Here is a 12,354-nt window from a genome sequence, read left to right as displayed (position 1 = left end):
GTTCTTTGATCATTCCGATGATCTGTGCTTCTGTAAAACGGCTCTTTCGCATCTGTTTGCTCCATCAAGAGGTTGAGCAAACTCTACATTAAAGTGCGGGAGATTTCGGGGGGCAGGTCACAGATCCACAAGGAACGCCTTGATACGCCGGGCGTTGGCACCACGGTCGATCTGTCCAAGGCGCGAGCGGGACCGCATGTCGATACGAGTGCCTGTCTCTATTTCGGTGACCCGAACCGCCACCTCGTCCTCGAAGCCGAAGACGCGGCTCCGGGCGATGGCTTCGATCTGGTTTTCAGCGGGGTCGGCCGAGAGAACCTCCCAGCCACGTGTTTCGACAAGGACCAGAGCCTTTGCGAATGCATCTTCAACCGCAACCCGAAGGTCCAGCGGGCGCACGTCCGGATAGGCGGAGCGTTGCGGCTCGACATTCTGCGCCGGGTAGTCCGTTGGGGTCACGGTGAACCAGAACACCGGCGGGTCTTCGGTATCTGTCGAAATGTCGTTGATCGGCGGTGTCGTGCGCGCGGCGATTTCGAAAGCGGCTCCGAGGCCAGCAACCGGTAACGCCAGGATTAGGCCCAGCAGCGCAATGATGGCTCCGTGCCCCTTGCGAAAAGCCACCACCAACGCTGCGAGTGCTGCGATGACACCCGCCAGCGCCGTCCAGACGCCCCAACCGGCGAGATCATAGGCCTGGGGCCAAGGCCAGCCGCCCACTCGATAGCCCCTGACGGACAACGCAAGAAGCGCATAGGACACAAGGCCTAGTAGGATCGCCGGAAAGCCAATACGGCGCATCATGAATTCAAGCATCTGTATTTTCCTGTTCGAGGGCGGGATTTATGCGAGGGTGCGTTTCTTCCATTCCAAGGATCAGCCAGAACGCGGAAAGCGCCATGGCGGCGCCTGTCAGCCAGAAACCGGCCTGAAGCATGCCAGTGGCATCGGCGATCAACCCCATTGCCAGCGCCCCGATGGCATAGCCGAGGTCGCGCCAGAACCGGTAGACCCCAAGCGCCGAGCCTCGCCATGAGGGGTGCGCGATGTCGCCCATCGCCGCAATGAGAGTTGGGTAAAGCAGCGCCATGCCGACCCCGGATACGGCCGCGGCAACGGCCCAGCCCGTGAGCGTAGCAAGGAACGGAAAGGTGATGACGCCGCCGGAACAGAGGAAAAACCCCACGACTGTGGGCCATTTCCGCCCGACAACGTCCGATAGCGGGCCGGTCCACAATTGACTGCCGCCCCAGACGAACCCGTAGAGGCCAGTGATCCAGCCAATCTCGATCAGGCTGGCCCCCTTCGACACAAGAAAGACCGGCACCAGCGCCCACATCAGCGCGTCGACGAATTTCTCGACACTGCCCGCCTGAGCCAGCGCCATGAAGGTCCGGTTGCGCCATGACACGAGGGCAAAGACCTGGGCCGTATTCGGGGAGTCGGGGCCGGTGGCGTAACGCGGCTGGGGTCCGCTGGTGATGCCCGCCTTGTGACGTGCGGCTTCGGCCCGGGCAAAAGGAAGCGTCTCGGTGAATGCCAGCGCCGCCGCCGCAAGCGCCAGGAGGATGACTACAAGGCCAAAGGCGAAAAGACCGGTCCGTGGATCGAAATAACTTGCCAGATAGCCGGTCAGAAGGCCGGCCGCCGCCACCCCACCGTAACCGGCGAATTCATTGAATCCGGTCGCCATTCCGCGCTGCGATCCTTTCACGATGTCCATCTTGGCGGTGACGGTCATCGACCAGCAGAACCCCTGGTTGACGCCCAACAACACGTTGGCCGCGACGATCCATCCCCAGCTTGGCGCCCAGAGGATCATGAACGGGATCGGCAGTGCCACCAGCCAGCCCCATATCAACACCCGCCTGCGTCCGACGCGCTCGGACAGTCGGCCCGAAACGAAGTTCATCGCCCCTTTCACGATTCCGAAGGAAACAACAAAAGCGAAGATCGCGGTCATCGATCCATGAACAACGCCAAATTCCGTCTCGGCCAGCGCGGGTATCACCGTGCGTTGCAGACCGATGGTCATGCCGACAAAGAACACCTGCAAGAGCTGTTCAAGAAAGGGGCGCAGGTTCTCGCGAATGCCGAGAGTGTAGGTCATTCCTTTTCTTCCACGGTGATGCGTGGATCGAGAGCATGGCCTGAAGCCGGGCCGCGCAGAGGTTGGACAAGCATCCTGTCGAGCCAAAGGTCCCGGCGGGTGCGGAACTGTTCGATCCCGATCTCCATGTCCTCATGCCCTCTGGCGGGTTGCGCGATATAGGTGCCAAGCAGCCGATCCCACCAGGGCAGGTTGAAACCATAGTTCGAATTGGTCTCGCGCGGGTCGACGGAATGGTGGACGCGATGCATGTCCGGGGTGACCACGAACAGCCGCAATATCCGATCAACCGGACGCGGCAGGTCGATATTGGCGTGGTTGAAAAGCGCCGTCGCATTCAGAATCACCTCGAACAGCAGCACCGCGACGGCAGGCGGCCCGAGCGCTGCCACCACGGCCAGCTTGATCCCCATCGAGATCAGGATTTCCAGAGGATGGAAGCGCAGGCCGGTCGTTGCGTCAAAATCGAGATCGGCATGGTGCATCCGATGCAGCCGCCAAAGCCCGGGAACTGAATGGAACATGACATGCTGAAGGTAGATCGCCAGGTCGAGCACCAGTATCGACGCAAGGATGGCAGCCCAGGTCGGCCACTCGAGGGTGTTGAACAGGCCCCACCCACGGTCCTCGGCCATGACCGCCAACCCAACCGCGAGAATCGGAAATGTCAGGCGCAGGATCACCGTATCAACAACGACCAATGCAATGTTGTTCGTCCAGCGGATCAGGCGCGGAATCTCTCTGCGCCTTCGGGGCGCCACAACCTCCCACAGCGCCATGGCAACCAAGACGCCCAAGAATGCGGCAAGGCGGATTGTCGGCTCGGCGGAAAGGATCGTTTCGGTCATAGGGTCGGCTTTGCTCTTGTGGCGAGGGCTGGATTCGCTATCATTCAAGAAATCACTTGAATGTTTTAGTGTCCTGAGGCAACCCGTGTCAATCAGTCCAAAGATGGCCCTTCTCGAAGAATACGCCCTTATCGCGCGGGCCCTGGCTGCCCCCGCGCGTCTCATGCTTCTGGAGCAACTGGCCCAGGGCGAACACGGTGTGGAGGCGCTGGCGGGAAAGACCGGGCTCACCGTCGCGAACTGCTCGCAGCATTTACAGCAATTGCGGCGTTCTGGTCTTGTCACCAGCCGACGCGACGGCAAGGCGGTGATCTATCGCCTCACCGACGCGAGGACACTGGCGCTTTTGGGCGTTCTGGGTGACGTAGCCGAGAGAAACCTCGCCCAAGTCAGGGATATCCTGCGCGGGCTGTCCGACGGCGAAGACGCACCGGAACCGATCAAACGCGATGAGCTTGCCGTCCGACTGGCCGAAGGATCCGTAACCGTCCTTGACGTGCGGCCGGCCGACGAGTTCGCAGATGGCCACATTCCGGGCGCGGTCAACATGTCCGTATCAGAGCTGGATCAGTTCCTGACGGCCCTCGATCGAAACTCCGAGATCGTGGCGTATTGTCGTGGCCCATACTGTGTCTACGCCCATCAAGCCGTGGCATTCCTGCGCAAGAATGGCTTCAACGCGCGCCGCTTGGAAGGCGGTCTGCCTGAATGGCGCGAAGATGGTCGGGCCGTTCGGTCGGCGTATTGATCCACAAAGGCTTTGTTCGAGGAGCCATGAGTTTACTTGACTGCGTCAAAATACTGCGAGTTGCCAAGTCTTCGAAATGTCGTGACAACGCGCCCAGACGTCGCTGGAGATCTCATGAGGGAGATAGGTTCCACCTCCAGTCCGCTTCGGGCAGCCCGCGGACATTCTAAACGCGATGCACGAATGTCAGCTGTGGGCCGGTCGGGCCAGAGGTCGTGTCCGATCACCCCGACTTTGCAAAGGTCGCTATCTGCGCTTCGCTGACCTTCAAGCACCGCGCCGTGTCGTCTTGATCGATCCAGCTGATCTGAAGGTCCGTTCTCGGGAATGCTTGGCCGGATATTTTGCACCCTAAGCATGGTCTTCGCTGCACCTGGCATAAATGTCTTGTTTGGGCTGACATGTGCCATTTAACTCGCAGGTTCTCAGACAGAATTTCTTAATCCTCCCTGGCTAAGCTCACCTCTGGGAAAACGATATCTGACCGCTCTGGCCCTATGCGTTGGGACTGAGCCGGGCGGAGTGTTGCGGTGCAGATGCAACACACTGCTTCAGCAGTAATCCGGTACTTGGGGTGTTTGCGATGTCAACAAGTCAAGAGGTTAAGTCAGATGCGCTATCACGGCTCATCGCCGAGCACGTGCGTGACAGTATTATCCTGATGGATGCCCTAGGTCGGGTTGTTTGGGTTAACCCAGCCTTTACCGAACTCAATGGTTACGCCTTGGAAGATGCGCTGGGTAAAAAACCTTCGGAGTTGCTGTGCGGCTCCGCGACCACGCTGGAGAGCAGTAAGGCTCTTGCCAAGGCTACCTCGGAACGGAGTGTCATCCAGGTTGACGTTGTCACCTATAAACAGAGTGGGCAGACCTACGTAGCTGAAACCAAACGCATTCCAATTGTTGATCACGATGGAGAGCTGATTCATCTTGTTGATATTCAGCGAGATGTTAGCGAAGAGCGAGCGCTCAAACAGGATAGCATTGACTTCAAAGCCTATCAGCGTGCGCTAGATCTGCAGGCGATTGTTTCGGTTACGGATGCACGGGGAAAAATTACCTTCGTAAATCCCAAATTTACTGAAATCAGCGGCTATAGCGCGGAAGAACTCATCGGTAAGACCCACCGTATCGTGAACTCCGGGTACCATGACAGATCACTCTTTGTGGAAATGTGGCGGACGATCCGAAGAGGAGAAACCTGGCATGGTGAGGTGTGTAACCGTAACAAGGCAGGAGATATCTATTGGGTCGACACCACCGTTGTACCAGTTCAAGGCCCAGACGGTAAAATTCTACGCTATGTGTCGACCCGGTATGACATAACCGACCGGAAACGGTCAGAACTTGAGCTTGAGCGCCTCGCCCTTACTGACGGCTTGACCGGACTAGCCAACCGCACCCGGTTCTTGTCCATGCTGAAGGAACTGCTCGCTACAGAGGACGGTTGCGGCCTGATTGCACTGATCGACCTTGATCACTTCAAGGTGCTCAATGACAGCAAAGGTCATTTCATCGGCGATCTGCTTCTAAAAGAGACAGCCTCGCGCATGAAAGAATTCGTCGGCAAGTATGGGACTGTCGCACGGCTAGGCGGTGACGAGTTCGGCGCAATCATACATTGCGATGCCGTAGCACGCGCGCCGAAAGCCTTTATTGATACCATGCATAAGAAGCTGAGCGAACCTACATCGCTTGAAGGGGCTCCATATGTCCCTTCGTTTTCGCTAGGGGTAGCTCAGTACCCGCAGGACGGGGCGTCCGCGGAAATGCTTTTGACCAATGCCGACATCGCGCTTTACGACGTGAAGCGAAACGGACGCGGTGCGTGGCGGTTTTTCGACTCTTCGGCACAAAAGCGCATTGATCATAGAGAGCGCCTTGAGGCCATTGTGGTGGATGCATTGGCAAACGAGGGCTTCACTATTGCATTGCAGCCGATCTGTAGTGTCACGGAACAGGAACATGTGGGTTTTGAGGTGCTGGCCAGATTGTTCCATGATGGGATATTCGTGCCGCCGGATCAGTTCATTCCGGTCGCCGAGGAAAAGGGTCACATCCCTGCAATCGGTAGGCTGGTTCTTGAGAAGTCATTTGCCTTCTTTGGTGAAATGAAAAATCATGGCCTGCACCCCGGAAGGCTGGCTGTCAACGTATCACCTGCGCAGTTCCGCGAACCGGGATTTGCTGAAGAAGTTCAGGACCTGTTGTTTCGGTATTGCATTGCTCCGACGGACCTTGTTCTGGAGATCACAGAGACTGCACTAATCGGACGCTCCAAAGAACTCGTGGAGAAAACTCTGTGCCGATTGCGCGCAATGGGCATTCGAATATCTCTGGATGATTTTGGAACGGGGTTTTCGTCTCTGTCTCATTTGCGCGACTTTTCCGTTGATGAAATTAAGGTCGACAAAAGCTTCGTTCAGGATTTGGAAGCTTCGGCCGGAGACCGCGCACTTATCAGGGGCTTGGTAGAACTCGCGCATTGCCTGGATCTAAGCGTAGTGGCTGAAGGCGTGGAGACGCTGGCGCAATTCGAGTATGTCCGCGACCTTGGCGTCGATTTTGCACAGGGTTTCTTCCACGCTCGGCCACTCTCACCTCGCGAGGCGGAGGAGTTCTTATCCCAACCACCAACCTCCAGCCTGCGTTGGAGCGGATGAATGACGGGCGGTGTTGCAGGCAAGCAAACCAACTTGGGTCGCTCCATATTCAAGTAGGTAGTTAGTGAACCAACATAGCTGCCAGATCATTGTGCGAGACAAAAAACGAGCGAATGAGTGTCGCAGAGCGTCGGTCGATTTTGCTGAGGCGCGGCAGCTCTTTGACAACCTGTTCAAGACCTTTCAGGCTCGCGTCTGCCCCGTCTTTTATGTCGTTGGGCCAGGCGAAACCCATTGACCAAGTAGGGAAGGCTTGCCGATCCACTTTGCCATGGAACAGTCTCAACAATCCCCTGTGGCGACCATCCATCTTGATGCGTTCGAAACAGGCATCAACCCTGCTCTGACACCCCTCAAGAACCTGCAAAATCGAGCCCTCATGATAGAGAAGCAATCCGCTTATACCGTCCGACTGATTGTTTCTACGCGAGACGGAAAGAATGGCGTTCAAGTCCTCGGTTGAGAACATGTGACTGGCAGCACTCAGATAGATTGTCCTGTACATTCCGCTCCCCCAAAATTTCGTAAATTTATCATAAATATTGCATTGTGTGAATGGATGCGTCGTTACGTAATCTCGATACACGCAACCAAGGATTTTGGGTCTCGCTTCCTGAGTGAGATACTGAACTGCCGATTGCGAGCAGCACAGATGCTCATCCAGACTAGGCATTGTTGCTGCGGACGTCGCTGCCTCGATGGGAAAAGCGGTACTGCACGGCCTGGCCGTTTTCCATGCCCTTCTCCGCAATCCTATCCTTTTGGTTATACGTCCTATCCTTATGATAAATTTCACCAGACACGGCTTGGTAACGGTTTTGTGTCACGACTTGCGGAGTTTTTATGGTTTTGATCCGAAAGGGGCATAGGTATGGACAATGTAGCAGCGCCGCAGCTGTCGAAGGCGCGAAAGCTGTCCTTTGCGAACTTAAGCACCAAAACCAAGGTTCTGGCTGCGGTAGCCGCTCCATTGCTGCTGACACTTGGTATCGGTGTCATTGCAAAAGTGGACCTCAACAAGATGTCAGAATCATCTGGCTGGGTGAGGCATACTCAAACCGTTCTTGAGGAAGCTGACGCCATTGTCGCGTCCGCTGTAGATATGGAAACCGGCATGCGAGGCTACCTCCTTGCCGGCGAAGAGCAGTTTCTTGCCCCCTACAACGCCGGTGAGGAAAAAGCCTATTCCACACTGGCTCAGCTCCGTGAGGTTGTAAGCGATAACCCACCTCAGGTTCAGCGTCTGACCGAAGCAGAAGATGTACTCAGGAAATGGCAAACTGAAGTTGCCGAACAGCAGATCAAGCTACGCCGCTCGATCGGAAATTCCGAAACCATGGTGGATCTGGCGCGCCAAATCCAAAAAGCCGAAGGCAAAGTCTACTTCGATGGGTTTCGCGGTTTGATATCGGAATTTATTCTGGCTGAGCGAACCCTGCTCGACCAGAGGTCGGAAGAATTCTCCCAACTGATGGAATTTGGCACCCCCACCACGGAAAGCATCGAAAATGCCGTGAAATGGGTCAACCATACCCATACAGTTATCGGCGAAGCGCAGAAAATTCTTGGCGCTGCCGTGGACATGGAAACCGGTATGCGTGGGTTCCTGCTCGCTGGTGACCCTGCCTTCCTCGAACCCTATGAAGCAGGTCAGCAAAGCTTTGAGACGCTGGTGACTGAGCTTTCCGAAACGGTCAGCGATAATCCCGCTCAAGTCGCGCGCCTTGCGGAAATCAGCAAGACAATTTCGGAATGGCGTACCAATATTGTTGAGCCGATGCTGGATCTACGCCGCGCGATCGGCAACTCAGAAACCATGGATGACATGGCGAGATTGGTTGGCGAGGCCCGAGGAAAGTTCTTCTTCGATCAGTTTCGAGAGCTCATGGGAGAGTTCATGTCGATCGAAACTGCTTTGATGGAGGAGCGCCAAAAAGCCAATGTTGCGACGGCAAAAAGCGCTGAAATCCAGATTTTGGGCACGGTTGCTGCGGCCATCTTGCTTGGGTCCGTCATCGCTCTCTCGGTTGGTGCCAATATTGGGAATGCAGTACGAGCAATCACCCAATCAATGGGTCAACTGGCCGAGGGGGATACCTCAGTTGAAATCAGGGGACAAAGTCGTGGCGATGAAGTCGGCGCGATGGCGCGCGCACTCGACGTGTTCCGCAAAGCCCTGATCCGCGAAAAGGAACTGGAAGCCGCGCAAAAAGCAAAGGATGCCGAGCAGGCGGAGGTGGTTCGTGAACTCAGCAATCGCCTGTCTGATCTGGCCCAGGGTGACCTAACCGCGCAGATCCAGCGCACCTTCCCTGCTGACTATGAGCAACTACGCCGGGATTTCAATTCGACGGTCTCCACCTTGAGTGCAACAGTGACAGAGGTCATCGAAACCTCTGGGAGCATCCAAAATGGTGCGACTGAAATCAGCCAATCCTCCGATGATCTGTCCCATCGGACGGAAAGTCAGGCCGCGACTCTCGAAGAAACCGCTGCTGCGATTGACGAGCTAACAGCTTCAGTGAAATCGGCTGCCGATGGTGCGCGCAGTGTTGAAAGCATCATGGGCGAAGCCCGCACTGAGGCTGAGAACAGCGGCAAGGTTGTTCAGAGTGCTGTTGCTGCAATGACAGAGATCGAGGAATCCTCCACCCATATCGCTCAAATCATAAGCGTGATTGACGACATTGCCTTCCAGACTAACCTTCTGGCCCTAAACGCTGGGGTCGAGGCTGCAAGGGCCGGTGAGGCTGGACGGGGGTTTGCAGTCGTCGCCTCCGAGGTCCGTGGCCTGGCGCAACGGTCCGCCGATGCGGCAACCGAGATCAAGACGTTGATCACCGACAGCAGCAAACAGGTAACACGTGGTGTGGACCTTGTGGGCAAGGCGGGCGAAGCGCTCACCAGTATCGTGGACCGGGTCAATCACATCTCAAACCTTGTGACGGAGATCGCGGAGGGTGCGGTTGAGCAGTCGACTGCTCTGGGCGAAATCAACACCGGCGTTGTGCAACTGGACAAGGTGACACAGCAAAATGCAGCCATGGTGGAAGAGGCCACTGCCGCAAGTCACATGCTGAAAAGCGATGCGACCAAACTTGCCGAGAGGGTCGCCCACTTCAAGATCTCAGGCAGTGGGAAGATCACCCCGATGCACGCGGTCTCGACGTCACAGCCGACCGGACACGAAAGCGATGACTGGGACATGAGCGAAGCTGTGTCAGCTGCCACCGCGCATGGAAACGCAGCCTTGGATAAGTGGCAGGACTTTTAGGGCTCACTCGCAGCGGAAATGAGGTCAGCGAGGGCAGGTTCGTTTGAACCTGCCCTTCCCGTTTTGTTGAACACGCAGAGTGACCCGCAGGGTTCGCCTAGATGCAACGCACAAATGTTCCAAAGTCCGCTATATGAGCAGTGCCGACATCGGTCTAGAAACCATCTCTCCTTAAACGAATGGGCTCCCTTCCACCAAACAGCGGGGCCTCTTCTGATGATCGCCCTACTGTTCCCCGATCTCCCTCAGCTTGCCCATCACCAGGCGGCGCAGCACCGCCTCACTGGGCCGCAGCCGCGCGATTGCGTCGGGCACCGACTCGCGGGCATAGGTCACGGCCTGCTCGACCAGCACATCCTTTCCGGCGCCGGGGCCGTCCTCGATCGCGGCGCGGGCGCCGCTCATGAGGGCGCTGTGCAGGGCCTCGCGGTGCCGGGCCTCGATCTCAAGGCCGAAGCGCTGTTTGGCTACCTGGGCAGCGCCGCCGATCAGAACGGTCAGGAGCAAGCTCAGGCCACTGATCAGCGCGGGCTGAAGCTGTTGCAGAATGTCATTCCAGTTCATGGGGGGTCCTCTGTTTTGAAGTAGGGAGAAAGCGGCCGGCGGATTAGTCCACCAGCCAGGGCAGGAACCGCGCAAGGAACGCGCGGATCCGGGAGGTTTCAGGTTTGGGGTTCGAGGCCGCGATGGGCGGTAGGGCCAGCAGAGCCGCATGCAGGGCAGCACGGGATTTCGGGCCGGGAATGCCGTCTACCTTGAGGCCAGCAGCGCGCTGGAAGGCCCGCAGATCCGTGGTGCCATATCCCAGCAGCACCAGCTGGGCGCGCAGGGTCCAGCGCTTGCGCTCGGACAGGTGATTGTACCCGCCGTTGATACGCCGGGTGACCGCCCGGATATCGCCCCGATCGGCCAGCGGGTTAAGCCCGCGCTCAGACCAGTACCAGAGCGGCCCTAGCCCTTCCCAGGGATCGAGGTTCACCGCATTCGGGTCAGCCTCAAAATCCGGCGCAGTGGGATCAAGGCGGCGCACCCAGGCGGTAAAGGCGCGGTAGTTGGCGCGCCCGGTGATCTGCATGCCGGTGCGGCCCCGGAACCGGTAGCCATCGCCATCACACTCCGGCGTGTTGCCGAGATCCGTGCGAGTGTCATAGCGTGCCTGCGCCGCGGTCGGGCCCCAGATTTCCCTGTCATAGCGGAAGGCGCCACATTCCAGCAACACCTGCCCCAGCAGGTAGGCCAGCCGGTGCGGTTGGTTCAGGCCCAGACCGTAGCCATAGCGGTTCAGCGCCAGCAGGAAGGACTGCGCATTGCGCGCCTGGTTGCTGCCAGGCGCGATCGGGCCGGTGATCTTCTGTAGGGTTTCAAAAGTGAGAATGTCAGGCATGGAAAGCCTCCAATGCAAAAGCCCCGCGCAAGGACATCCTTGGCGGGGCGGTTTCAGGGTTCGGGGGGTCAGGGTTTGGCGCGGGTCAGCCATTTGGCAAGCAGCACCTCAGCGCCGCGCGGGCCGATGTAAGCCGCAAGGGCGACGATGCCGGTGCTGACCGTGGCGCTGGCGCCAAGGTAGCTGGCAATCGCTTCCCCGATGATGGCCATGCCGAAGGCCACCGGGATTTCCCAGAGAAGTTCCGGGCCGAAGAAGCGGCGCTGCCCTTTGCGCACCTCGCCGGAATGCCACATCAGGCGACCAATCGCGGCGCCTACCAGCGTTGTCGCCGCGCCGCCGATCAGATTGGACAGCCAGTCCACCAGGCCAGGTTCCGTCATCTCACCAACCATTCTTCGACATCCGCGCTCACATCGCGCATCTTGATCCAGCGCGCGCCCGTGGGCTGCCCCTTGAGGAGCCTCAGCTTGCCCATAAGGCCCACCGTGTCCCATTCCGGCCGGTCGGCGCGCGGCGTATAGTCCTGTGAAGGGTCATAATCCGGGTTCAGCTTGCGGCGCTGCTGCGTGACGCGCTCAGCATCGGCCGGAACCGCAACACCATCCGGCACCTCGTCAGCTGCATAGCTGTGCTCGATGTCCCGCGTGGTCTGGCGCTGCACCTCTGCCATGCGCGGCTCCCGATGGACCGCCTGAACCTCGATTATGGTTTGCGATCCATCTGCCAAGGTCTCGGACGTCGCGACCATAATCGGATGGCCTGCCTCATCCACCAGCGGGAACTCATCGAAGAGCGGCACCTGTACGGTTTCAGCCACAACGGTTTTGACCGCAACGCCATCCACCACCTCGATCACCTCGCGGCTGCGCTCCTGCGCTTCGCTCGCCTGCTCCTGAACCGTCTCGGTGTCAGTGACGACCTCGGTCCAGCTCAGCGCCTCGTACTCCTCCCAGATGTAGGCGCCGAAGGCGTCCTTGAGATACTTGCCCTTCCAGCGATCAATATCTCCGTCACCGATCACGGATGGGTTGGCAGAGATGACACCGATCGGGTCTTCACCGGGGAGCGCCAGCCGGATCTTGTCGCCATCCAGAACAACCGAGAGACCGCGCCGGTCCTCATGGCCCGGGTTCCCATCCACCCATTCGAAGTATTCCGCATAGTCCGCGCCGCCGCCTGTGAACCCAACGTCTGAAGTGACCGCGCCATCGCCGCGCACCCGAAATTCTGCATCAGAACCTCCGTTGCTCCGAGCATCGATGAGATCGAACGCAGAAGACCCAGCACGCGAAGTTCTCACCAAGAGCGTGTCGCCGGTAAAAGAG

At 58.1% G+C, this 12,354-nt stretch carries 11 protein-coding genes; 3 read left to right on the top strand and 8 right to left on the bottom strand.

Translation table 11 applies throughout. The features are described from left to right. Positions 1–117: 117 nt before the first annotated feature. The 3 genes from SM764_RS22170 to SM764_RS22160 are packed head-to-tail and all read right to left on the bottom strand — an operon-like array spanning position 118 to position 2,958. Positions 118–816, bottom strand: coding sequence for a DUF1499 domain-containing protein (locus tag SM764_RS22170; RefSeq protein WP_369002828.1), 699 nt, complete (start codon positions 814–816; stop codon positions 118–120). Beyond that, a complete protein-coding gene (locus SM764_RS22165) occupies positions 809–2,110 on the bottom strand; it encodes an MFS transporter (RefSeq protein WP_369002827.1) in 1,302 nt (433 codons plus the stop codon). Before SM764_RS22165 ends, SM764_RS22170 begins: the two co-directional genes overlap by 8 nt. Continuing rightward, positions 2,107–2,958 carry a sterol desaturase family protein gene (locus SM764_RS22160; protein ID WP_274837353.1) on the bottom strand — a complete coding sequence of 284 codons (852 nt, stop codon included), beginning with the start codon at positions 2,956–2,958 and terminating at the stop codon, positions 2,107–2,109. Before SM764_RS22160 ends, SM764_RS22165 begins: the two co-directional genes overlap by 4 nt. A 103-nt stretch (positions 2,959–3,061) precedes the next feature. On the opposite strand from SM764_RS22160, the gene SM764_RS22155 reads away from it, so the two are divergent. Further along, a complete protein-coding gene (locus tag SM764_RS22155; protein WP_274837352.1) occupies positions 3,062–3,706 on the top strand; it encodes an ArsR/SmtB family transcription factor in 645 nt (214 codons plus the stop codon). A 583-nt stretch (positions 3,707–4,289) separates the two neighbouring features. Beyond that, positions 4,290–6,368 carry a putative bifunctional diguanylate cyclase/phosphodiesterase gene (locus SM764_RS22150; protein ID WP_369002826.1) on the top strand — a complete coding sequence of 693 codons (2,079 nt, stop codon included), beginning with the start codon at positions 4,290–4,292 and terminating at the stop codon, positions 6,366–6,368. A gap of 61 nt (positions 6,369–6,429) precedes the next feature. Here SM764_RS22150 and SM764_RS22145 read toward each other — a convergent pair whose 3' ends face one another. Beyond that, the gene (locus tag SM764_RS22145; protein ID WP_369002824.1) at positions 6,430–6,873 is read right to left on the bottom strand and encodes a BLUF domain-containing protein; all 444 of its coding nucleotides are present in this window, start codon (positions 6,871–6,873) and stop codon (positions 6,430–6,432) included. Between the two features lie 366 nt (positions 6,874–7,239). Here SM764_RS22145 and SM764_RS22140 point away from each other — a divergent pair, with 366 nt between their 5' ends. Then, positions 7,240–9,642, top strand: coding sequence for a CHASE3 domain-containing protein (locus tag SM764_RS22140; protein WP_369002823.1), 2,403 nt, complete (start codon positions 7,240–7,242; stop codon positions 9,640–9,642). A gap of 225 nt (positions 9,643–9,867) precedes the next feature. Here the strand turns inward: SM764_RS22140 and SM764_RS22135 are convergent, their stop codons facing one another. The 4 genes from SM764_RS22135 to SM764_RS22120 all read right to left on the bottom strand — a co-directional run. After that, positions 9,868–10,206 carry a hypothetical protein gene (locus SM764_RS22135; RefSeq protein ID WP_369002821.1) on the bottom strand — a complete coding sequence of 113 codons (339 nt, stop codon included), beginning with the start codon at positions 10,204–10,206 and terminating at the stop codon, positions 9,868–9,870. Between the two features lie 43 nt (positions 10,207–10,249). Continuing rightward, entirely contained in the window at positions 10,250–11,026 is a 777-nt protein-coding gene (locus tag SM764_RS22130) for a peptidoglycan-binding protein (protein WP_369002820.1), read from the bottom strand. A 68-nt stretch (positions 11,027–11,094) separates the two neighbouring features. Then, positions 11,095–11,409, bottom strand: a complete 315-nt coding sequence (locus tag SM764_RS22125; RefSeq protein ID WP_368981664.1) for a phage holin family protein — start codon at positions 11,407–11,409, stop codon at positions 11,095–11,097. Next, on the bottom strand, positions 11,406–12,354 hold a 949-nt coding region (locus tag SM764_RS22120; RefSeq protein ID WP_369002819.1), incomplete at its 5' end, for a peptidase G2 autoproteolytic cleavage domain-containing protein. The genes SM764_RS22125 and SM764_RS22120, both read right to left, overlap by 4 nt.

The sequence above is a fragment of the Pseudophaeobacter sp. 1A16562 genome (assembly GCF_041008785.1).
Classification (GTDB): Bacteria; Pseudomonadota; Alphaproteobacteria; order Rhodobacterales; family Rhodobacteraceae; genus Phycobacter; species Phycobacter gallaeciensis_A.
Note: the sequence above shows the minus strand (reverse complement) of the source record. Positions and strands in the feature narration are given on the sequence as shown.

Bases quoted from the DNA above. Each gene is read 5' to 3' on its own strand.
- SM764_RS22140 (WP_369002823.1), top strand. From the start codon at position 7,240: ATGGACAATGTAGCAGCGCCGCAGCTGTCGAAGGCGCGAAAGCTGTCC.
- SM764_RS22155 (WP_274837352.1), top strand. From the start codon at position 3,062: ATGGCCCTTCTCGAAGAATACGCCCTTATCGCGCGGGCCCTGGCTGCC.
- SM764_RS22165 (WP_369002827.1), bottom strand. From the start codon at position 2,110: ATGACCTACACTCTCGGCATTCGCGAGAACCTGCGCCCCTTTCTTGAA.
- SM764_RS22125 (WP_368981664.1), bottom strand. From the start codon at position 11,409: ATGACGGAACCTGGCCTGGTGGACTGGCTGTCCAATCTGATCGGCGGC.
- SM764_RS22135 (WP_369002821.1), bottom strand. From the start codon at position 10,206: ATGAACTGGAATGACATTCTGCAACAGCTTCAGCCCGCGCTGATCAGT.
- SM764_RS22170 (WP_369002828.1), bottom strand. From the start codon at position 816: ATGCTTGAATTCATGATGCGCCGTATTGGCTTTCCGGCGATCCTACTA.
- SM764_RS22150 (WP_369002826.1), top strand. From the start codon at position 4,290: ATGTCAACAAGTCAAGAGGTTAAGTCAGATGCGCTATCACGGCTCATC.
- SM764_RS22160 (WP_274837353.1), bottom strand. From the start codon at position 2,958: ATGACCGAAACGATCCTTTCCGCCGAGCCGACAATCCGCCTTGCCGCA.
- SM764_RS22130 (WP_369002820.1), bottom strand. From the start codon at position 11,026: ATGCCTGACATTCTCACTTTTGAAACCCTACAGAAGATCACCGGCCCG.
- SM764_RS22145 (WP_369002824.1), bottom strand. From the start codon at position 6,873: ATGTACAGGACAATCTATCTGAGTGCTGCCAGTCACATGTTCTCAACC.